Annotated in this window: 15 protein-coding genes; 11 read left to right on the top strand and 4 right to left on the bottom strand. The window is 71.8% G+C overall.

From position 1 onward, the window contains the following. Positions 1-5: 5 nt before the first annotated feature. Complete coding sequence (locus tag ACFYWS_RS19955) at positions 6-4,145, bottom strand: HAMP domain-containing protein (RefSeq protein ID WP_389278009.1); 4,140 nt, start codon at positions 4,143-4,145, stop codon at positions 6-8. Positions 4,146-4,247: 102 nt separating this feature from the next. Here ACFYWS_RS19955 and ACFYWS_RS19960 point away from each other — a divergent pair, with 102 nt between their 5' ends. Both ACFYWS_RS19960 and hemW read left to right on the top strand, forming a co-directional pair. Continuing rightward, complete coding sequence (locus tag ACFYWS_RS19960; protein ID WP_389278012.1) at positions 4,248-6,203, top strand: SpoIIE family protein phosphatase; 1,956 nt, start codon at positions 4,248-4,250, stop codon at positions 6,201-6,203. 39 nt (positions 6,204-6,242) lie between these two features. Then, entirely contained in the window at positions 6,243-7,475 is a 1,233-nt protein-coding gene (gene hemW, locus ACFYWS_RS19965) for a radical SAM family heme chaperone HemW (protein ID WP_389278016.1), read from the top strand. A 104-nt stretch (positions 7,476-7,579) separates the two neighbouring features. Here the strand turns inward: hemW and ACFYWS_RS19970 are convergent, their stop codons facing one another. After that, positions 7,580-8,398: a DUF3097 domain-containing protein gene (locus ACFYWS_RS19970; RefSeq protein WP_389278019.1), complete on the bottom strand. Its 819-nt coding sequence runs from the start codon at positions 8,396-8,398 to the stop codon at positions 7,580-7,582. Between the two features lie 34 nt (positions 8,399-8,432). Next, positions 8,433-9,173 (bottom strand): MBL fold metallo-hydrolase, encoded by a 741-nt coding sequence (locus tag ACFYWS_RS19975; protein WP_389278022.1) that lies wholly within the window; start codon positions 9,171-9,173, stop codon positions 8,433-8,435. Positions 9,174-9,305: 132 nt separating this feature from the next. Here ACFYWS_RS19975 and hrcA point away from each other — a divergent pair, with 132 nt between their 5' ends. From hrcA to ACFYWS_RS20020, 9 genes are all read left to right on the top strand, one after another. Then, positions 9,306-10,322, top strand: coding sequence for a heat-inducible transcriptional repressor HrcA (gene hrcA / locus ACFYWS_RS19980; RefSeq protein ID WP_389278025.1), 1,017 nt, complete (start codon positions 9,306-9,308; stop codon positions 10,320-10,322). Beyond that, entirely contained in the window at positions 10,323-11,459 is a 1,137-nt protein-coding gene (dnaJ, locus tag ACFYWS_RS19985) for a molecular chaperone DnaJ (protein ID WP_389278028.1), read from the top strand. 179 nt (positions 11,460-11,638) lie between these two features. Then, the gene (locus ACFYWS_RS19990) at positions 11,639-12,712 is read left to right on the top strand and encodes a nitronate monooxygenase (protein WP_389278031.1); all 1,074 of its coding nucleotides are present in this window, start codon (positions 11,639-11,641) and stop codon (positions 12,710-12,712) included. Beyond that, positions 12,709-13,455 (top strand): 16S rRNA (uracil(1498)-N(3))-methyltransferase, encoded by a 747-nt coding sequence (locus ACFYWS_RS19995; RefSeq protein ID WP_389278034.1) that lies wholly within the window; start codon positions 12,709-12,711, stop codon positions 13,453-13,455. The genes ACFYWS_RS19990 and ACFYWS_RS19995 overlap by 4 nt, the downstream gene beginning before the upstream one ends. A 78-nt stretch (positions 13,456-13,533) precedes the next feature. Continuing rightward, positions 13,534-14,067 (top strand): hypothetical protein, encoded by a 534-nt coding sequence (locus ACFYWS_RS20000; protein ID WP_389278037.1) that lies wholly within the window; start codon positions 13,534-13,536, stop codon positions 14,065-14,067. Positions 14,068-14,112: 45 nt separating this feature from the next. Continuing rightward, complete coding sequence (locus ACFYWS_RS20005; protein ID WP_389278039.1) at positions 14,113-17,313, top strand: PDZ domain-containing protein; 3,201 nt, start codon at positions 14,113-14,115, stop codon at positions 17,311-17,313. A gap of 226 nt (positions 17,314-17,539) precedes the next feature. Continuing rightward, positions 17,540-17,878, top strand: a complete 339-nt coding sequence (locus ACFYWS_RS20010; protein WP_389278042.1) for a histidine triad nucleotide-binding protein — start codon at positions 17,540-17,542, stop codon at positions 17,876-17,878. 21 nt (positions 17,879-17,899) lie between these two features. Next, positions 17,900-18,808, top strand: a complete 909-nt coding sequence (locus ACFYWS_RS20015) for a ribonuclease Z (protein ID WP_389278045.1) — start codon at positions 17,900-17,902, stop codon at positions 18,806-18,808. Positions 18,809-18,834: 26 nt separating this feature from the next. Beyond that, a complete protein-coding gene (locus tag ACFYWS_RS20020; protein WP_389278048.1) occupies positions 18,835-19,857 on the top strand; it encodes an adenosine deaminase in 1,023 nt (340 codons plus the stop codon). On the opposite strand, the gene ACFYWS_RS20025 is transcribed toward ACFYWS_RS20020, so the two are convergent. Next, entirely contained in the window at positions 19,809-21,179 is a 1,371-nt protein-coding gene (locus ACFYWS_RS20025) for an MFS transporter (protein WP_389278051.1), read from the bottom strand. The two genes, ACFYWS_RS20020 and ACFYWS_RS20025, sit on opposite strands and share 49 nt — an antisense overlap. Positions 21,180-21,428: the final 249 nt, after the last annotated feature.

Consider the following 21,428-nt stretch of genomic DNA (forward strand, 5'->3'; position numbering starts at 1 on the left):
GTGCCTCACTCAGTGGTCGCCGGAGAACCGGAGACCTCGGCGGCGGGCGGTCCCGCCTCCTCGGGGGCCAGCAGCTCGCACACGACGTTCAGCAACTGGTCGACGTCCACCGGTTTCGGTACGTAATCGTTCGCGCCCTTGGCGATCGACTTCTCGCGGTCGCCGGGCATGGCCTTGGCGGTGAGCGCCACGATGGGCAGCCCGGCCCACCTCGGCGTACCGCGTATGACGGAGATCGTCTCGTAGCCGTCCATCTCGGGCATCATGATGTCCATCAGGACGAGTTCGACATCGGGGTGGCTCTCCAGCGTCTCGATGCCCTCGCGGCCGTTCTCCGCGTACAGGACCGGCATGCCGACGCGGCCCAGTACATGGGTGAGCGCGAAGACGTTGCGGATGTCGTCGTCGACGATCAGCACGCGGCGGCCCGGCAGGACCTGCCCCGGCCTGCCCGTCTTCCACTTCTCCAGCTTCGTCGGCGCCGGCCAGTTGTCCTCCTGTTCCGACGGCTGCAACGCCGCGTACGTGTCCATGGAGACGCCCTGTTCGGGCAGGTGGGCCGTCCGCGGCGAGGTGGGCTGCTCCTGCCCGGGGGCCGGCTCATGTCCCGGGCAGCGCACGGGGACGTACAGCGTGAAGGTGGAGCCCTCGCCGGGCTCGCTCTCCGCGACGATGTGGCCGCCGAGCAGCGCCGAGATCTCCCGGCTGATGGACAGGCCGAGGCCTGTGCCGCCGTACTTGCGGTTCGTCGTGCCGTCGGCCTGCTGGAACGCCTCGAAGACGACGGCGAGTTTGTCGCGCGGGATGCCGATCCCCGTGTCGGTGACGGTGAACGCGAGCAGGTCGTCGCTGTCGCCCAGCGGTGTCCCCTCGGGCGCCTTGACGCGGCGGACCCGCAGTTCGACCCGGCCCTGAGCAGTGAACTTGATCGCGTTCGACAGGAGGTTGCGCAGGATCTGCTGGAGCCGCTGCTCGTCGGAGAACATCTCGCGCGGCACGTCCTCGCCCACCGACACCTCGAAGGCGAGGCCGCGGTCGAGGGTGAGGGGCCGGAAGGTCGCGTGGACGTAGTCGAGGACCTTGATGAGGGGGAGCTTCTTGGGGCGTACGTCCATCCGCCCCGCCTCGATCTTCGACAGGTCGAGGATGTCGGTGATGAGCTGGAGCAGATCGGAGCCGGAGCGGTGGATCGTCGTCGCGAACTGGACCTCCTGGTCGTTGAGATGGCCGTCCGGGTTGTCGGAGAGCAGCCGGGCCAGGATGAGCAGGGAGTTCAACGGGGTGCGCAGCTCGTGCGACATGTTCGCCAGGAACTCCGACTTGTACTGCGAGGAGGTCGCCAACAGGGCCGCCTTCTCCTCCAGTTGGGAGTTCGAGCGTTGCAACTCGGCCTGCTGGCGCTGAAGTTCGTTCGAGCGTTCCTGGAGCTGGATGGCCAGGCGCTGGGACTCGCCGAGCAGGGACTCCGTGCGGGAGTTGGCGATGATGGTGTTGATGGCGACGCCGATGGTGTTCACGAACTGGTCGAAGAACGCCAGGTGGACATCGGAGAAGCGGGAGAAGGAGGCGAGCTCGATGACGCCCAGGAGCTTGTCCTCGAAGAGGATCGGGATGATCACGACCGACGCGGGCGCCGCCTCGCCGAGCCCGCTGTTGATGTTGATGTAGTCCGGCGGCACCTCCTCCACCAGGATCCGCTTCTTCTCGAGCGCCGCCTGCCGTACGAGGCCGTGGACCGGCATCCCGCCCGTGTTGATGACCGAGGCGGAGCCCGATCCGTACCCCGCGATGAACGCAAGTCCCTTGGTGGGGACGGTCATTGGCTGCTGCGTGCCGTCGTCGTCCTCCTCGGCGAGGAAGAAGGCGCCGTACTGGGCGTTCACCAGCGGGGTCAGCTCGCGCAGGATCAGATCGGCGACCTCCATCAGGTCGCGGTGGCCCTGCATCAGGGCGGCGAGGCGCGCCAGGTTCGACTCCAGCCAGTCCTTCGCGCGGGTCGTCTCGCGGAGGTTGGCCACCATCAGGTTGATGTTGTCCTTGAGCTCGGCTACCTCGCCCTGCGCGTCGACCGTGATCGAGCGGGACATGTCGCCCGAGGTCACCGCGGAGGCGACCTCGGCGATGGCGCGGACCTGTGTCGTCAGGTTCAGCGCCAGCTCGTTCACGTTCGTCGTCAGGCGCTTCCACGTGCCGTACACGCCCTCGACCCGCGCCTGGCCGCCCAACTGGCCCTGGGAGCCCACCTCGCGGGCCACGCGGGTCACCTCGGAGGAGAACGAGGAGAGCGTGTCGACCATCGTGTTGATCGTCGTCTTCAGTTCGAGGATCTCGCCGCGCGCGTCGACGTCGATCTTCTTGGAGAGATCGCCCTGGGCGACGGCGGTGGCGACCTGCGCGATGTTGCGCACCTGCGACGTCAGGTTGTCCGCCATGTAGTTGACGTTGTCGGTGAGGTCCTTCCAGACGCCCGACACCCCGTGCACCGTCGCCCGCCCGCCGAGCCGGCCGTCGGTGCCGACCTCGCGGGCGACGCGGGTCACCTCGTCGGCGAAGCCGCGCAGCTGCTCCACCATCGTGTTGACGGTGTCCTTCAGCTCCAGGATCTCGCCGCGGGCGTCGACCGAGATCTTCTTGCCGAGGTCGCCCTGGGCGACGGCGGTCGTGACCTGGGCGATGTTGCGGACCTGGGAGGTCAGGTTCGACGCCATGAAGTTGACGTTGTCGGTGAGGTCCTTCCAGACGCCGGATACGCCGCGGACCTGGGCCTGGCCGCCGAGGTTGCCCTCGGTGCCGACCTCGCGGGCGACGCGGGTGACCTCGTCGGCGAAGGCGGAGAGCTGGTCGACCATGGTGTTGATGGTCGACTTGAGTTCGAGGATCTCGCCCTTCGCCTCGACGGTGATCTTCTTGCCGAGGTCGCCCTGCGCCACCGCCGTCGACACGAGCGCGATGTTGCGCACCTGCGACGTCAGGTTGTCGGCCATGAAGTTGACGTTGTCGGTGAGGTCCTTCCAGACGCCGGATACGCCGCGGACCTGGGCGCGGCCGCCGAGCTGGCCCTCGGTGCCGACCTCGCGGGCGACGCGGGTGACCTCGTCGGCGAAGGCGGAGAGCTGGTCGACCATGGTGTTGATGGTCGACTTGAGCTCCAGGATCTCGCCCTGGGCGCCGACCGTGATCTTCTGGCTCAGATCGCCGTTGGCGACGGCGGTCGTGACCTGGGCGATGTTGCGGACCTGGGAGGTCAGGTTCGACGCCATGAAGTTGACGTTGTCGGTGAGGTCCTTCCAGACGCCGGATACGCCGCGGACCTGGGCGCGGCCGCCGAGCTGGCCCTCGGTGCCGACCTCGCGGGCGACGCGGGTGACCTCGTCGGCGAACGCGGAGAGCTGGTCGACCATCGTGTTCACGGTCAGCTTCAGTTCGAGCAGCTCGCCCGTCGCCTCGATCGTCACCGTGCGCGTCAGATCGCCCTGCGCCACCGCCGTCGTCACGAGTGCGATGTCGCGCACCTGCGCCGTGAGGCGTGACGCCATGGTGTTGACCGCCTCGGTCACATCACGCCAACTGCCGGACAGGCCCGTCACCTTGGCGCGCCCGCCGAGCCGGCCCTCGGTGCCCACCTCGCGGGCCACCCGGGTCACCTCGCCGGTGAACAGGGAGAGCTGGTCCACCATCTTGTTGACCGAACGCCCCAACCGCCTCAGGTCTCCCCGGAGTTGACGGGAGCCGTCGTGCAGGTCGACGCGCTGGGTCAGATCACCGCCCGCCACCGCTTCCAGTACCCGCGTGGCGTTCGCGGTCGGCGCGACCAGCGCGTCGACGATGGTGTTCACGTCGCCGACCCGGTTCACCCAGGCACCCTGACCCGGGCTCGCCTCCAGCCGCTCGTCGAGCCGGCCGTGCCGGGTGATCTCCCGGCGTACCCGCGCGAGTTCGGCATTGAAGTGCAGGCTGCGGTCCGCGAGCTGGTTGAAGATCGCGCCGAGTTCGCCGACCATCCCGTCCGCGGTGGTCGCCACATGTGCGAACGTCCCGTCCCGTGCGGCCGTCAGGGCGGCCAACAGTGGCCGCAGTTCACTCGGACGGATGGCTTCGTCACCATGACCCTTCTGAGGTGCACGCATACCACTGTTCTCACTCATAGCGGCCTACTTAGGTAACTCCGCGCTTATGGGCGGGGCCAGTCTGTCACTCTGTCGGTGTCGCCTGAGGCGTCTTTGCCACAACTACTCAGGAGCCGAAACGTGGGTTCCATTCCGATCCAGCGAGAGAGCCTCTTCGGCTCCCCTGACACGCCGGGCCGTCCGGCCGGGGAGCCCGTCGTCGCGCGCACGTCGCTGCCGGGGAACCCGCTCGCGCCCGCTGCCGCCCGCCGTTTCCTGCGGGCCGCGTTCGCCGACTGGATCGAACTGCCCGAGCTGTCGGTGTCCCTGACTCTCGACGGGCGCCTCATGGACGACGCGACCGTCGTGCTCAGCGAACTCGTCACCAACGCCGTCGTCCACGCGGGCACCGGAGTGGATCTCCTGTGCCGCCTGGAGGACGCGGCCCCGGACGGCAGCGTCACCGCCGGACTCGTCGTCGAGGTCACCGACCGGCACCCGGCCCGCGCCGTCCGCAACGACCGGGCCTTCCGCTCGCCGGAGACCCCCGAGTACGGCCGCGGGCTCCAACTCGTCGCCTCCCTCGCAGAGTTGTGGGGCATCACCTACGGGCACGGCACCAAGACCGTCTGGGCCCGCGTCCCCGCCGACGCCCCGCCGGCCGCCGCCGAGATTCCCGACACCCCGGACCGCGTGCGCAGCCTGCAGAGGGGCTTGCGCGCCGCGGAGATCCTGGCGCCCGGGGCCCGGCGCGCCCCCCAGGACCAGGACTGGATCAACCGCGGGGCGCTCTCCTTCCTCGCCGAGGCCTCCGACCTGCTCGCCGGACAGCTCGACGAGGACATGGTCGCCGCACTCGTCGGCCAGCTCCTCGTGCCGCGGCTCGCGGACTGGTGCGCCATCTGGTTCTACGAGGAGGAGGGCCGCGGTCTGCCGGGCGTCGTCGAGCACGACGTGCTGGGCGCGGGCCCGATGCAGCTGCCCCGGCTCGCCCGTGTCTGGCACACCCACGAGCACCGCACCGAGGAGCTCCGCGGGCTCCTGGAGAAGGAACCCCCGCGGCTGCCCGACCGGCTCTCCGGCGCCGTCCCCGTGCCCTGGCCCTTCGACGCGCAGGGCAGCCCGGTCAACCAGGACACGGGCGCGTCGGTCGCCTACCGGCTCTCCGCGGGCGGCCGCGCGCTGGGCATCCTGCTGATCGGGCGGGCCGGGCTGCACCGCTTCCCCGACGAGGTCACCGGGCTCGTCGAGGACTTCAGCCGGCGCGTCGCCCTCGCCGTCAGCGCCGCCCGCCGCTTCACCCGGCAGGCCACCATCAGCCGCATCCTGCAGAACGGTCTGCTGCCCACGGCCATGGCCGAGATCCCCGGCGTCAAGAGCGCCCTCGTGTACGAGCCGAAGGAGGCGGGCGGCCCCGGCGGCGACTTCTACGACGTGTTCCCGGCAGGCGCGGGACGCTGGTGCTTCGCGCTCGGCGACGTCCAGGGCAAGGGCCCCGAGGCCGCCGTCGTCATCGGGCTCGTACGGCCCTGGCTGCGGCTGCTCGCGCGGGAGGAGTACCAGGTCGCGCAGGTCCTCGACCGGCTCAACCGGCTGCTGCTCGACGACGCGACCGAGGCCTCCGACGCCGCGGCCCGCGCGCTCGCCGCGGCCGACGGCCGGGGCGTACCCCCGGAGGGCTCCAGCTCCCGCTTCCTGTCGCTCCTCTACGGCGAGCTGACCCCCACCGAGGACGGCGTGCTCTGCACCCTCGCCTCGGCCGGGCATCCGCTGCCGCTGCTCATGCGGCCCGGAGGGGAGGTCGTCGCCGCGGCCGCGCCACAGGTGCTGCTCGGCGTCGTCGACGACCCGGACTACACGAGTGAGACGTTCCTGATGCGCACCGGGGACACGCTCCTCGGCGTCACCGACGGGGTGACGGAGCGGCGCCGCGGGGCCCTCCAGTTCGACGACGGAGACGGGCTCGCGCAGGCGCTCGCCGGGTGTGCGGGCCTGACGGCGCCGCTGCTCGTGGAGCGGATCCGGCGGCTCGTGCACGCCTTCGCGGACAGCCCGCCGGACGACGACCTGGCGCTGCTGGTGCTCCAGGCGCAGTGACGGGAACGGAGCGATCCGCGGAGGCGGGACAATGGGGTCATGCCTTCCGCACTTCCCGATGGTGAGCCCGTGCCCGACGACGGTTCGCTGCCCGCGTCCGCCCTCGCCGGGGCCGCGTCCCGACCCCTCGGCTTCTATCTGCACGTCCCGTACTGCGCCACGCGCTGCGGCTACTGCGACTTCAACACGTACACGGCCACCGAGCTGCGCGGCACGGGCGGCGTGCTCGCGTCCCGTGACAACTACGCGCAGACGCTCGTCGAGGAGGTGCGGCTCGCGCGCAAGGTCCTCGGCGACGACCCGCGCCCGGTCCGCACGGTGTTCGTCGGGGGCGGTACGCCGACGCTGCTGCCGGCGGCCGACCTCGTACGGATGCTGGCCTCGATCCGCGACGAGTTCGGGCTCGCGGACGACGCGGAGGTCACGACCGAGGCGAACCCGGAGTCGGTGGACCCGGCGTACCTGGCGGAGCTGCGGGCCGGCGGCTTCAACCGGATCTCGTTCGGCATGCAGAGCGCCCGGCAGCACGTGCTGAAGGTGCTCGACCGTACGCATACGCCGGGGCGCCCCGAGGCGTGTGTGGCGGAGGCGCGGGCGGCAGGCTTCGACCACGTCAACCTCGACCTCATCTACGGCACGCCGGGCGAGAGCGACGACGACTGGCGGGCCACGCTGGACGCGGCGCTCGGGGCGGGCCCCGACCATGTGTCGGCGTACGCGCTGATCGTGGAGGAGGGCACGCAGCTCGCGCGGCGGATCCGGCGCGGCGAGGTGCCGATGACCGACGACGACGTGCACGCGGACCGCTATCTGATCGCCGACGAGGTGCTGGGCGCGGCCGGGTTCGACTGGTACGAGGTGTCGAACTGGGCGACGACCGAGGCCGGGCGCTGCCTCCACAACGAGCTGTACTGGCGCGGGGCCGACTGGTGGGGGGCCGGGCCCGGCGCGCACTCGCACGTGGGCGGGGTGCGGTGGTGGAACGTCAAGCACCCGGGGGCGTACGCGGCGGCTCTCGCGGAGGGGCGCTCGCCCGGAGCCGGGCGGGAGATCCTGGCCGACGAGGACCGCCGGGTCGAGCGGATCCTCCTTGAGCTGCGGCTCCGTGATGGCTGCCCGCTGGAGCTGCTGAAGGCGGACGGCCTCGCGGCGGCGCGGGGCGCGCTGCGGGACGGGCTGCTGGAGGCGGAGCCGTTCGCCGCCGGCCGGGCCGTGTTGACGCTGCGCGGCCGACTGCTGGCGGACGGGGTCGTGCGGGACCTGGTCGACTGACTTCACGCCCCCGTTCTTGTTGTGCGGCACCGGGGGCCCAATTGAGCCCCTGCGGCGATTGAGCAGCGGGGTCCGGGGCGGAGCCCCGAGGGCGTGGGGGACGACTACGGGGCCGTCACGAAGTCGATCAGCTCTTCCACCCGGCCCAGGAGCTCCGGCTCCAGGTCCTTGTACGTGCTCACCTGGGACAGGATGTGCTGCCAGGCCTCGCCCGTGTTCGCCACCCGCCAGCCGAGCGCCCGGCACACGCCCGTCTTCCAGTCCTGGCCGCGCGGGACGCGGGGCCACGCCTCGATGCCCACGGACGACGGCTTCACCGCCTCCCAGATGTCGATGTAGGGGTGGCCCACGACCAGCGCGTGCTCGCTCGTCACCGACTGGGCGATACGCCACTCCTTCGAGCCCTGCACCAGGTGGTCCACCAGGACCCCGAGCCGCGCGTCCGGGCCCGGGGCGAAGTCGGAGACGACCGCCGGGAGGTCGTCGACGCCCTCCAGGAACTCCACCGCCACGCCCTCGATGCGCAGGTCGTGGCCCCAGACCCGCTCGATCAGCTCCGCGTCGTGCTTGCCCTCCACGTAGATGCGGCCCGCCCGGGCCACCCGTGCGCGGGCGCCGGGGACCGCCACCGATCCTGACGCGCTCCGGGAGGGGCGAGCAGGGGCGGGACTCGAGGCGCGTACGAGGGTGACGACCTTGCCGTCGATCATGAAGCCGCGCGGCTCCATCGGGAACACCCGGAGCTTGCCGAAGCGGTCCTCCAAAGTCACCGTCGGCCCCTGCGCCGTCTTCTCGACCCGGATCACCGCTCCGCAGAAACCGGTGGTGACCTCCTCGACGACGAGGTCCGGTTCGGCCGGGACCTCGGGGGCCGGCTTGTTCCGCTTCCACGGGGGAGTCAGGTCAGAGGTGTACTGGCGCATCCGCAAGACGATAGGAGAACCGCGCAGGCCAGGACTACGACACGCCGAAACGCGTCGCCAATGTGGCACGTTGCGCGCGGACGAACTCCGCATTCACCGCCGAACCGTGCCCCGGGACGTACACCGCGTCCTCGCCGCCGAGGTCGAGGAGACGACTCAGCGCCGCGGGCCAGTGGCCGGGCGCCGCGTCCGGGCCCGCCTGCGGTTCGCCCGACTCCTCCACCAGGTCGCCGCAGAAGACGATCTCCGGGCTTCCGGGGACGAGCACCGCCATGTCGTGGCCGCTGTGCGCCGGGCCGATGTTCGCGAGCAGCACCGTCAGGCCGCCGCCCAGGTCGAGCGTCCACTCGCCGCACACCCGGTGCGGCGGAGTGACGAGGATGTCGACCGCCTCGGCCGCCGAGTCCGGATCGATCCCGTGCCGCACGGCGTCGGCGCGCAGAGCCTCGGCGCCGCGCTCGAAGAGGGCGTCGATGCCCACCGCCCCGTACACCTCGACCCCCGCGAACGCGGCCGTGCCGAGCACGTGGTCGAAGTGCGGGTGGGTCAGTGCGACATGGGTCACTCTCCGGTGCGCCCCGAGGAGCGCACGGGTGTCCGCGCGCAGCCGGGCGCCTTCATGGAGTGAGGATCCGGTGTCGATCAAGAGCGCCGCGTCTTCACCGACGACGAGGCCGCTCGTGCAGTCGAGCCCTGGCAGCCGCACGCGCCCCACATTCGGCGCGAGCCCCTCCCAACCCGCCGAGACCCAATCAATACGCTGCGCGAACTCCATACCCCGACGCTAGCGCCCTTGCCGGGCCCGTACCCACCGGCCGTACACTGAGCCGGGGACGATTGGCACTCGCCCACAGGGAGTGCCAAAGCAAGACGATCGCAGCGACTGTTTCTGGAGGTGTGTGCGCCGATGCTCAATGAACGCAGGCTCGAAGTGCTGCGCGCCATCGTCCAGGACTACGTCGGCACCGAGGAGCCCGTCGGCTCCAAGGCGCTCACCGAGCGGCACCAGCTCGGGGTCTCGCCGGCGACCGTGCGCAACGACATGGCGGCCCTGGAGGACGAGGGATTCATCGCCCAGCCGCACACCAGTGCCGGGCGCATCCCCACCGACAAGGGCTACCGCCTCTTCGTCGACAAGCTCACCGCCGTGAAGCCGATGGCCGCTCCCGAGCGGCGCGCCATCCAGAACTTCCTGGACGGCGCCGTCGATCTCGACGACGTCGTCGGACGCACCGTGCGGCTGCTCGCGCAGCTGACGCGGCAGGTGGCGATCGTCCAGTACCCGTCCCTGACCCGCTCCACCGTGCGCCATGTCGAGCTGCTGTCGCTCGCGCCCGCCCGTCTGATGCTCGTACTGATCACGGACACCGGGCGCGTGGAGCAGCGGATGATCGACTGCCCGGCGCCGTTCGGCGAGACATCCCTGGCGGATCTGCGGGCCCGGCTGAACAGCCGCGTCGCGGGCCGCAGGTTCGCCGACGTGCCGCAGCTGGTGCAGGACCTGCCGGAGGCCTTCGAGCAGGAGGACCGGGGCACGGTCACCACGGTGCTCTCCACTCTCCTCGAGACACTCGTCGAGGAGACCGAGGAGCGGCTGATGATCGGCGGAACGGCCAACATCACCCGCTTCGGACATGACTTTCCCCTCACCATCCGGCCCGTTCTGGAGGCACTTGAGGAGCAGGTCGTGCTCCTCAAGTTGCTTGGTGAGGTGGGAGATTCGGGCATGGCCGTACGTATCGGTCACGAGAATGCCCATGAGGGACTCAACTCCACATCCGTGGTGTCGGTCGGCTACGGTTCGGGCGGCGAGGCAGTGGCCAAGCTCGGCGTGGTCGGCCCGACCCGCATGGATTACCCGGGAACGATGGGAGCAGTACGCGCAGTGGCACGTTACGTCGGACAGATCCTGGCGGAGTCGTAAGTGGCCACGGACTACTACGCCGTACTAGGCGTGCGCCGAGACGCTTCCCAGGACGAAATCAAGAAGGCCTTCCGAAGGCTGGCGCGTGAGCTTCACCCGGATGTGAATCCGGACCCGAAGACTCAGGAGCGCTTCAAGGAGATCAACGCCGCATACGAGGTGCTCTCCGACCCGCAGAAGAAGCAGGTCTACGACCTGGGGGGCGACCCCCTGTCGCAGTCCGGCGGCGGTGGCGCCGGCGGCTTCGGGCAGGGCGGGTTCGGGAACTTCTCGGACATCATGGATGCCTTCTTCGGCACGGCGTCGCAGCGCGGACCCCGGTCCCGTACGCGCCGTGGCCAGGACGCCATGATCCGCCTCGAGATCGAGCTGGACGAGGCCGCCTTCGGCACCACCAAGGACATCCAGGTCGACACGGCTGTGGTCTGTACGACCTGCAGCGGTGAGGGCGCCGCGCCCGGCACCTCCGCGCAGACCTGCGACATGTGTCGCGGGCGCGGTGAGGTCTCGCAGGTGACGCGGTCCTTCCTCGGCCAGGTCATGACCTCGCGGCCGTGCCCGCAGTGCCAGGGCTTCGGGACCGTCGTCCCGACGCCGTGCCCGGAGTGTGCCGGTGACGGCCGCATCCGGTCGCGTCGCACCCTCACGGTGAAGATCCCGGCCGGTGTGGACAACGGCACGCGGATCCAGCTCGCGGGCGAGGGCGAGGTCGGCCCCGGCGGCGGCCCCGCCGGTGACCTCTACGTGGAGATCCACGAACTCCCGCACCCGACCTTCCAGCGGCGCGGCGACGATCTGCACTGCACGGTCACGATCCCGATGACGGCGGCGGCCCTCGGCACGAAGGTGCCGCTGGAGACGCTCGACGGCACGGAGGAGATCGACATCCGGCCGGGCACGCAGTCCGGCCAGTCGGTTCCGCTGCACGGGCGCGGTATCACCCATCTGCGGGGCGGCGGCCGTGGCGACCTCATCGTGCACGTCGAGGTCCTGACACCGCAGAAGCTCGACGTCGAGCAGGAGCGGGTGCTGCGCGAGCTGGCGAAGCTGCGTGGCGAGGAGCGGCCCACGGGTCAGTTCCAGCCGGGCCAGCAGGGTCTTTTCTCCCGCCTGAAGGACGCGTTCAACGGCCGTTGAGCAGCAGGTGTACGCCGCACCGGCGTTACGGCCTCGGGGCTCCGCCCCGGACCCCGCGCCTCAATCGCCGGCGGGGCTTGAAATATCAAGCCCCGCCGGCGATTGGTCTTTCCAGCCCCTGCGGCGATTGAGCAGCGGCCCGATTCGGCCGGTCGCGGGCGACATGGCACGATGCGGTCATGTCCTCCGCACTGACCGATCTCTGCCCGCTTCCGATCGTGCAGGCCCCCATGGCGGGCGGCGCTTCGCACCCCGCGTTGGTCGCCGCCGTGGCCGAGGCGGGCGGGCTCGGGTTTCTCGCCGCCGGGTACAAAACGGCCGACGGGATGTACCAGGAGATCAAACAGGTGCGGGCGCTGACCGGCAGGCCCATCGGCGTCAACCTCTTCATGCCGCAGACCGAGCACGCGGACCCGGCCACCGTCGAGGTGTACCGCAACCAGCTCGCGGGCGAGGCCGCCTGGTACCGCACGCCGCTCGGCGAGACCGACAGCTGCAGCGACGACGGCTACGAGGCCAAGCTCGCGATCCTCGTCGACGATCCCGTGTCGCTGGTCACCTTCACCTTCGGCTGCCCCCGGCGCGCGGTCGTACAGGCGCTCCAGCGCGTCGGCTCGAAGGTCGGGGTCACCGTCACGACGGTGGAGGAGGCGCAGGCCGCGCAGGAGGCCGGCGCCGACCTGGTGTGCGTACAGGGGATCGAGGCCGGCGGGCACCAGGGCACGCACCGCAACAACCCCGAGGCGGACGGGAGCGGGTTCGGGCTGCTTTCGCTGATCGTGCAGGTGCGCGAGGCCGTGCAGCTGCCGATCATCGCCGCGGGCGGGATCATGCGCGGCGCGCAGATCGCCGCGGTGCTCGCGGCCGGCGCCGACCTCGCGCAGCTCGGTACCGCGTTCCTGGTCACCCCGGAGTCCGGGGCGCCGGAGCCGCACAAGCAGGCCATGACCAGTCCGCTGTTCAACCGGACCGAACTGACGCGTGCCTTCTCCGGGCGGCCGGCGCGCGGGCTCGTCAACCGGTTCATGCGCGAGCACGGTCCTTACGCCCCCGCCGCGTACCCGCAGGTCCACCACATGACGTCGCCGCTGCGCAAGGCCGCCGCCAAGGCCGGTGACCCGCAGGGCATGGCGCTGTGGGCGGGGCAGGGGCACCGGCTCGCGCGGGAGCTCCCGGCCGGGCAGCTCGTGGAGCTCCTCGCCGCCGAACTCGACACCGCCAGGGCCGAGTTGGCGCAGCGGGGTGCCGCATGACCGCGCCGGTCTTCATCGTGGAGGGTGCCGTTCCCGGCGACCGCCCGTATGTGCTCGACGGGCCCGAGGGGCGCCATGCCGTCTCCGTGAAGCGGCTTCGGGCCGGGGAGACGGTGACCCTCACCGACGGGCTCGGCTCGTGGTGCGAGGCCGTCGTCACCGGCAGCGAGGGCAAGGACCGGCTGCTGGTCGACGCGGGGCCCGTGCGGGCGGAGCCGGACGAGCGGCCGCGGATCACCGTCGTACAGGCGCTGCCCAAGGGAGACCGGGGCGAACTCGCCGTGGAGACCATGACCGAGACGGGCGTCGACGCGATCGTGCCGTGGGCCGCCTCCCGGTGCATCACGCAGTGGCGCGGCGACCGGGGGCTCAAGGCGCTCGGCAAGTGGCGGGCCACCGCGCGGGAGGCCGGGAAGCAGTCGCGGCGGGTGCGGTTTCCGGTCGTCGGGGAGGCCGCGACGACGAAGGAGGTCGCCGCGCTGCTCGCCGGGGCGGACTTCGCGGCGGTGCTGCACGAGGACCGGGACGCCCCGAGCGGGGCGCTGGCTTCGGCCGAACTCCCGGACAGCGGCGAGATCGTGCTCGTCGTCGGCCCCGAAGGCGGCGTATCGCCCGAGGAGTTGACGGTGTTCGAGGAGGCCGGGGCGCGGCCGATGCGCCTCGGACGGAGCGTCCTGCGCACGTCGACGGCCGGAACGGCGGCGGTGGCGTTGCTGCTGGGACGTACGGGACGGTGGGGGTAGGCACCCGTCCGCCGGGTGCGCCCACAGTGGCCGCAACCGCACTACCGACGCTGTGCGTCCGCTGGCATTCTGCCGTGCATGCGGGGATCGAGGGGGTTCGGCGGACTGGTCCTCGCCGCTGCCGTCGTCGCCACGGGCGTCGCGTGTCAGCCGGTCGACGACGACCTCAACCCGTCCGCGGTCGCGGCGACCACCGACAAGCAGACCACCGTTGAACTGAACCGGCAGCGCGGCAAGGTCTCCTGGCTCAGCTGCACGGCCGCGTACAGCGGCCCCACACCCTCCCGTCAATCGGCGCCCAGCGAAGTGAAGGTCGACTGCCGGGGGAAGACCAGGGACGGCAAGAACGTCACCGTGAAGGGGTGGGTGTACGGGGTCGTCTCCGGCAAGTGCGTGCGCGGAAAGGTCATCGCGCGCATCGACGGCAAGGTGTGGTTCAGCTACGGCGTACTCGGCAACTGCGCGGCGATGGACGACACTTCGGCCCCGAACAAGCGGAAGCCGGCGCCCGCGCAGGACCCCGAGCCGAAAGAGCCGCGACCGGGCTCCACGAGCACGGTCACCGAGACCGTCACGGTGACGGCGCCCCCGCCCACGTTCCAGGGCAAGTGATCAGAGGGGCTGACGTGGGGCGCGGCCAAATTTAGGCTGGGCCGGGTGACGACTCCTGCATACCTCCGGTTCCCGCACCCGCACGGCGAGTTGGTGGTCTTCACCGCCGAGGACGACGTGTGGGCCGCGCCCCTCGACGGCGGCCGCGCCTGGCGGGTCAGCGCCGACAACATGCCCGTCGGAAACCCCCGGCTCTCCCCGGACGGTGAGACGGTCGCCTGGACCTCGCGCCGCGACGGAGCGCCGGAGGTGCACATCGCCCCGATCGCCGGCGGGCCCGCCAAGCGCCTGACGCACTGGGGGAGTTGGACGACCTCCGTGCGCGGCTGGACGCCCGACGGCCGGGTTCTCGCCACCACCACGCACGGCCAGGCCTCACTGCGCCGCAGCTGGGCGCGGGCCGTACCGCTGGACGGCGGACCCGCCGAGACGCTGCCGTACGGGCCCGTGGGCGGCGTCGCGTTCGGGCCCGAGGGCCGGACCCTGCTGCTGTCCGCGCCGATGGGGCGGGAGGCCGCCTGGTGGAAGCGGTACCGGGGCGGCACGGCGGGCAAGCTGTGGATCGACGCGGGCGGCGAGAACGAGTTCGGGCGCCTGCACGCCGGGCTCGACGGGAACATCGAGTGCCCGATGTGGGTGGGGGACCGGGTCGCCTTCCTCTCCGACCACGAGGGCGTCGGCGCGCTCTACTCCTCCCTCCCCGACGGGACGGAGCTGCGGCGGCACAGCGCCGTGGACGGCTTCTACGCGCGGCACGCCGCCACCGACGGCGAGCGGGTCGTGTACGCGAGCGCCGGTGAACTGTGGGTCGTGGACGGGCTCGACGAGGGCGTGGAGGCGCGGCGGCTCGACATCCGCCTCGGCGGCCAGCGCGTCGATCTGCAGCCGCGGCCCGTCGACGCCGCGAACTGGTTCGGCGCCGCGTCCCCCGACCACACCGGACGCGGCAGCGCCGTCAACGTGCGCGGCGCCGTGCACTGGGTGACCCACCGCGCGGGCCCCGCCCGCGCCCTCGCCTCCGAACCGGGCGTCCGCGCCCGGCTCCCGCACACCTTCCGTGTCGACGGCGAGGAACACGTCGTGTGGGTGACGGACGCCGAGGGCGACGACGCCCTGGAGTTCGCGCCCGCCACCGGAGCCGCGCCGGGCGCCACACCACGCAGGCTCGGGGCGGGACGGCTCGGCCGGGTGCTCGCCCTGACGGTGGCGCCGGACGGCGGCCGGGTCGCCGTGGCCTCGCACGACGGCCGGGTCCTGCTCGTCGAGCGGGACAGCGGCGACGTACGGGAAGTGGACCGCAGCGAAGACGGAAATGCCACCGGCCTCGCGTTCTCCCCGGACTCGGCGTGGCTCGCCTGGTCGCACCCCGGCCCGCACGAGCTGCGCCAGCTCAAGCTCGCCAACGCCACCGACCTGTCCGTCAGCGAGGCGACGCCGCTGCGGTTCCGGGACTACGCGCCCGCGTTCACGCTCGACGGCAAGCACCTGGCGTTCCTGTCGGCGCGCTCCTTCGACCCGGTCTACGACGAGCACGCCTTCGACCTCGCGTTCGTCAGCGGCTCGCGGCCGCACCTGATCACGCTCGCCGCGACGACGCCCTCGCCGTTCGGGCCGCAGCGGCACGGCCGGCCCTTCGAGGCCCCCGACAAGGACGAGACGCCCGACAGCGAGGGCACGCCCGCGACCCGCGTCGACCTGGAGGGCCTCCTCGACCGGATCGTGCCGTTCCCGGTGGAGGCCGCGAGCTACTCCAGGCTGCGCACGGCCAAGGACGGTGTGCTGTGGCTGCGGCACCCGATACGCGGCGTGCTCGGCGACTCCCGTGCCGGTCTCGACGCGCCGGAGCCCAAGACCCGCCTGGAACGGTACGACCTGGCCCAGCAACGTATCGAGGAGATCGGCGCCGACGCCGACCACTTCGAGGTCACGGGCGACGGAAAGCGGGTGCTGCTGTGGACCGGTGAGGTCCTGAAGGTGGTCCCCAGCGACCGGCGGCCCGCGCACGACGACGACAGCGACACGAACATCACCGTCGACCTGTCCCGGATCAGCCAGACCGTCGACCCGGCGGCCGAGTGGCGCCAGATGTACGACGAGGCCGGGCGCCTCATGCGGGACAACTTCTGGCGCGCCGACATGAACGGCGTCGACTGGGACGGCGTGCTGGAGCGGTACCGGCCGGTGCTCGACCGGGTCGCCACGCACGACGACCTCGTCGACCTGCTGTGGGAGGTGCAGGGTGAGCTCGGCACCTCGCACGCGTACGTGACGCCGCGCGGCGGGCGGGGCTCCGGCGCGCGCCGGCAGGGGCTGCTCGGCGCCGACATCTCCCGCCACGAGGACGGCGGTTGGCGGGTCGACCGGGTGCTGCCCTCCGAGACCTCCGACCCGCGCGCCCGCTCCCCGCTGACCGCGCCCGGCGTCGCGGTGCGGGCCGGGGACGCGATCGTGGCGGTGGGCGGCCGGCCGGTCGACCCGGTGACCGGGCCCGCGCCGCTGCTGGTCGGCACCGCCGACAAGCCGGTGGAGCTGACGGTCTCGCCGGCCGGCGGCGGCGACCCGCGCCACGTCGTCGTCGTACCGCTCGACGACGAGGAACCACTGCGCTACCACGCGTGGGTCGCGGACCGGCGGGCGTACGTGCACCGGCAGTCGGAAGGGCGGCTCGGCTATCTGCACGTCCCGGACATGCAGGCGCCGGGGTGGGCCCAGATCCACCGGGACCTGAGCGTGGAGGTCGCACGCGAGGGGCTGGTCGTGGACGTCAGGGAGAACCGGGGCGGGCACACGTCGCAGCTCGTCGTGGAGAAGCTGGCGCGCCGCGTCGTGGGCTGGGACCTGCCGCGCGACAGCCGCCCCTTCACGTACCCGATGGACGCGCCGCGCGGTCCGGTCGTCGCCGTGGCCAACGAGTTCTCCGGCTCGGACGGCGACATCGTCAACGCGGCGATCAAGGCGCTCGGCATCGGTCCCGTCGTGGGCGTACGTACGTGGGGCGGCGTCATCGGCATCGACAGCCGGTACCGGCTGGTGGACGGGACGCTGGTCACGCAGCCGAAGTACGCGACCTGGATGGAGGGTTACGGCTGGGGCCTGGAGAACCATGGGGTGGATCCGGACGTGGAGGTGGTGCCTACTCCGCAGGATGCGGCGGCGGGTCGCGATCCGCAGCTCGACGAGGCGATTCGCATCGCGCTGGCGACACTCGCGGAGAACCCGGCCAAGGTTGCGCCCACGCTGCTGTGAGCTTCCACGGAGTAGTGGTCACGGCCTCGGGGCTCCGCCCCGGACCCCGCTGCTCAATCGCCGCAGGGGCTTAAAAGATCTGCTCAATCGCCGCAGGGGCTTGATTTATCAAGCCCCGCCGGCGATTGAGGCGCGGGGTCCGGGGCGGAGCCCCGTGGCGTCAACCCCGGCGGGGCTGGTCGATACGATGCCGACGTAGCCACACACCACCGCCGAGGGGACCCACATGGACGACTGCCTGTTCTGCAAGATTGTCGCGGGAGACGTCCCCGCCACCCTGGTCCGCGAGACGGAGTCCACCGTCGCGTTCCGGGACATCAACCCCCAGGCCCCCACCCACGTCCTGGTCATCCCCCGCGTCCACCACCCCGACGCCGCCTCCCTCGCTGCCGCCGAACCCGCCATCGCCGCCGACGTGCTGCGCGAGGCCGGCGAGGTCGCCAAGGACGAGAAGCTGGACAGCTACCGGATCGTGTTCAACACCGGCAGCGGCGCGGGCCAGACCGTCTTCCACGCGCACGCCCACGTGCTGGGCGGCCGTGGCATGCAGTGGCCCCCCGGATAACCCGGACAGGATCAACGACCCATGTCCGTACGTGAATTCGTCGTGCTCGGCACCGCGAGCCAGGTGCCGACCCGGCAGCGCAACCACAACGGCTACCTGCTCCGCTGGGACAGCGAAGGCATCCTCTTCGACCCCGGCGAGGGCACCCAGCGGCAGATGCTGCGCGCCGGTGTGGCCGCGCACGACCTCAACCGGATCTGCGTCACGCACTTCCACGGCGACCACTCCCTCGGCCTCGCGGGCGTCATCCAGCGGATCAACCTCGACCGCGTGCCGCACCCGGTGACCGCGCACTACCCGGCGTCCGGGCAGCGGTTCTTCGACCGGCTGCGGTACTCCACCGCGTACCGGGAGACCGTCGACATCGCGGAGGAACCGGTGAGCGGGGACGGCGCGGTGCTCGCCGACACCCCCGCGTACCGCCTTGAGGCCCGACGCCTGTCGCACCCCGTCGAGTCGTACGGATACCGTCTCGTCGAGCCCGACGGGCGCCGCATGCTGCCCGAGCGGCTCGCCGCGCACGGCATCAAGGGGCCCGACGTCGGACGGCTGCACAAGGAGGGCTCGCTGCGGGGCGTCACGCTCGACGAGGTGAGCGAGGTGCGGCACGGACAGCGCGTCGCGTTCGTGATGGACACCCGGCTGTGCGAGGGCGTGGAGGTGCTCGCCGAGGGCTGCGACCTCCTGGTCATCGAGTCGACCTTCCTGGATGATGATGCCCAACTCGCCACCGACCATGGGCACTTGACCGCCTCGCAGGCCGCCCGCGTCGCCCGGGACGCCGGTGTGCGGCACCTCGTCCTCACCCACTTCAGCCAGCGCTACACCGACCCGGGGGAGTTCGCCCGGCAGGCCCGCGCCGCCGGGTTCGACGGAGAGCTGACGGTCGCCCGCGACCTGGACCGCGTACCCGTGCCGAAGCGCCGCTGAGCCCGGCCCCTGCGTACGCTGGGCGGATGTCACTCGCACCACTCGCGCGCATCCCCAAGGCCGAGCTCCACCTGCACATCGAAGGCACCCTCGAACCCGAGCTCGCCTTCGAACTCGCCCGTCGCAACGGCATCACGCTGCCGTACGCCGACACCGAGGCGCTGCGGACGGCGTATCTCTTCGCCGACCTGCAGTCCTTCCTCGATCTCTACTACTCGCTGATGGCGGTCCTCGTCACCGAGGACGACTTCGAGGCGCTCGCCGACGCCTATCTCGCGCGCGCCGCGGAGCAGGGCGTGCGGCACGCCGAGATCTTCTTCGACCCGCAGGCGCACGCGGCGCGGGGCGTGGAGATGGGCACCGTCGTCGAGGGGCTGCACCGGGCGCTCGCCCGCAGCGAGGAGCGGCACGGGATCTCCACCAAGCTCATCATGTGCTTCCTGCGCGACCGGTCCGCCGAGTCCGCGCTGGAGACCCTGGAGGCCTCGAAGCCGTACCTCGACAAGATCGTCGGCATCGGTCTCGACTCCGCCGAGGTCGGTAACCCCGCCTCCAAGTTCCGCGAGGTGTACGAGGCCGCCGGTGCGCTCGGCCTGCGCAAGGTCGCGCACGCGGGCGAGGAAGGCGACCCCAGTTACGTATGGGAGGCCCTGGACATCCTCGGGGTCGAGCGCGTCGACCACGGTCTGCGGTCCCTGGAGGACCCGGAGCTCGTGGCCCGCCTCGTACGGGACCGGATCCCGCTCACGCTGTGCCCGCTGTCGAACGTGCGGCTGCGCGCCATCGACATGCTGGAGGACCACCCGCTGGTCAAGATGATGGACGCGGGCCTGCTGTGCACGGTCAACTCCGACGACCCGTCCTACTTCGGCGGCTACGTCGGCGACACCTTCCACGCCGTCCACGAGGCGCTGGGCCTGGACCACGACCGAGTGCGGGAGCTGGCCCGCAACTCGTTCGTGGCGTCCTTCCTCGACGACGACGAGGACCGGCGGGCGCGCTACATCGCCGAGGTCGAGGCGTACGAACTGGACGACATCTCCGGCTGACGCCGCGGCGCCGACGGCTCGGGCTCCGGCTCGATGCCGTCGGGGCCCGTCGCCGTGAACGTCGTGAACGCGGGCGTCTCGACGGTCGTCTCGATGTCGAACAGCTCGACCACCGGCTGCTCCAGCACACCCGACGGCGGCACGATCGCGCCGACCGGGGCGCCGCTGTGGCGGCGAGCCGCTCCCGCGAACAGCGGGCGGCCCCCGGTGTGCAGGGTCACCGCGGTGAGCGGCACCGCGAGCAGCAGCAGCGCGACGGCGAGCACCACGCCCATCACAGGGAACCCGGTCGCCTGGGCCAGGAGGCTGCCGGCCAGGGGGCCGCACGCGGTGCCGAGCGAGGACGCGGAGCCCATGAGGACCGCCCAGCGGCCGCGCGGGTCGAGCGAGGCCGCGAGCCCGAGAACGTAGGACAGGACCACCGGGTAGAGGGTGTTCCAGGCGATCTCGCCCGCGGCGAAGGACGCGAGGTCGTCGGCGCGGGCGCTGAGCAGGACGCAGCAGGCGATCGCCGCCGTGCCCGCGCCGATGGGCAGCGCGCGGCCCAGGCGGACGCCGACCGCGCCCGCGCCGATCACGCCGAGCAGCCCGACACCGAGCGCCACCGCGAAGACCGAGCCGACCGCGACCTCGGACAGGCCCGCCTGTTCGGTGCCGATGCGGCTGCTGACGCCCCACAGCGCGTTCTGCGCCATCGACCAGCACACCAGCGTCACCGCGAGGATCAGGCCCGAACGGGCGTGAGGGAGCGGGGACTTGGGAGCCGGGGCCGCGCAGTTGTCCGGGGTGGCCGGTTCGGCGAGGCCGCGCGTCGCGGGCCACACGGCCAGCGCGGTGACGGCGAGCGCCGCGAACGGCAGGAAGCTGCCCTCGCTGATCCGCGGAATGGTCAGATAGAGGGCGCACGCGAGCGCGGCCACACTCAGCAGGCCGAGCGTCGAGGCGCGGTGCGGGTCCTTCTGCGCGGCGATCCCGGTGGCCGCGACCGCCGTCGCCGTACCCGAACCGAAGCCGCCGACCATCGCACCCGCGACGACCAGCGGGGTGATGGTGGCGAGGGCCGCGGTGCCGTATCCCACGGCGGCGAGCAGCAGTCCCGCGCGGGCCGCGCGGCGGGCGCCGACCCGTTCGACACGGGCCGCGAGTGTGAACCCCGCGGCGGCCGAACTCAGCAGCAGCGCACTGCCGACGAGGCCGGCCTGAGTGGGGGAGAGGCGCAGGCTGTCGGCGACTCTGCCGACGATGGTGGGCAGGAGATAGGCGGCGAGATAGCCGGCCGTGAAGAGGGCGACGAGCGCGGGCCGGGAGGTGCGCGAGGACACGGGCGTTCCTGAGGACGGGCCCCTCGCCTTGGACGCTGTTTTGGGCAAGGGGGTGGTAAGGCAGGGGAGTTGGGGAGCGCGACGTCTTTGCGAACGGGACCGAACCGGGGACGTGGGCGCCGCCAATTTGTATCAAGTTCATGGGGGGTGCATGGAAGCCGGGGCCCTGTGACGCGTGACACATTCCGTTTGGGGGTGGGGCGGCCGGGTAGCCGACGCGTTTTTTTGCGGGTGGCAGTGGTGCTCAGC

The sequence above is a fragment of the Streptomyces sp. NPDC002795 genome (genome assembly GCF_042888725.1).
Taxonomy (GTDB): Bacteria; Actinomycetota; Actinomycetes; order Streptomycetales; family Streptomycetaceae; genus Streptomyces.

Coding starts and splice junctions, on each gene's coding strand:
- hrcA (WP_389278025.1), top strand. CDS start 9,306: ATGCTCAATGAACGCAGGCTCGAAGTGCTGCGCGCCATCGTCCAGGAC.
- ACFYWS_RS19975 (WP_389278022.1), bottom strand. CDS start 9,173: ATGGAGTTCGCGCAGCGTATTGATTGGGTCTCGGCGGGTTGGGAGGGG.
- ACFYWS_RS20000 (WP_389278037.1), top strand. CDS start 13,534: ATGCGGGGATCGAGGGGGTTCGGCGGACTGGTCCTCGCCGCTGCCGTC.
- ACFYWS_RS20015 (WP_389278045.1), top strand. CDS start 17,900: ATGTCCGTACGTGAATTCGTCGTGCTCGGCACCGCGAGCCAGGTGCCG.
- hemW (WP_389278016.1), top strand. CDS start 6,243: ATGCCTTCCGCACTTCCCGATGGTGAGCCCGTGCCCGACGACGGTTCG.
- ACFYWS_RS20020 (WP_389278048.1), top strand. CDS start 18,835: ATGTCACTCGCACCACTCGCGCGCATCCCCAAGGCCGAGCTCCACCTG.
- ACFYWS_RS19955 (WP_389278009.1), bottom strand. CDS start 4,145: ATGAGTGAGAACAGTGGTATGCGTGCACCTCAGAAGGGTCATGGTGAC.
- ACFYWS_RS19990 (WP_389278031.1), top strand. CDS start 11,639: ATGTCCTCCGCACTGACCGATCTCTGCCCGCTTCCGATCGTGCAGGCC.
- ACFYWS_RS20010 (WP_389278042.1), top strand. CDS start 17,540: ATGGACGACTGCCTGTTCTGCAAGATTGTCGCGGGAGACGTCCCCGCC.
- ACFYWS_RS19995 (WP_389278034.1), top strand. CDS start 12,709: ATGACCGCGCCGGTCTTCATCGTGGAGGGTGCCGTTCCCGGCGACCGC.
- ACFYWS_RS19970 (WP_389278019.1), bottom strand. CDS start 8,398: ATGCGCCAGTACACCTCTGACCTGACTCCCCCGTGGAAGCGGAACAAG.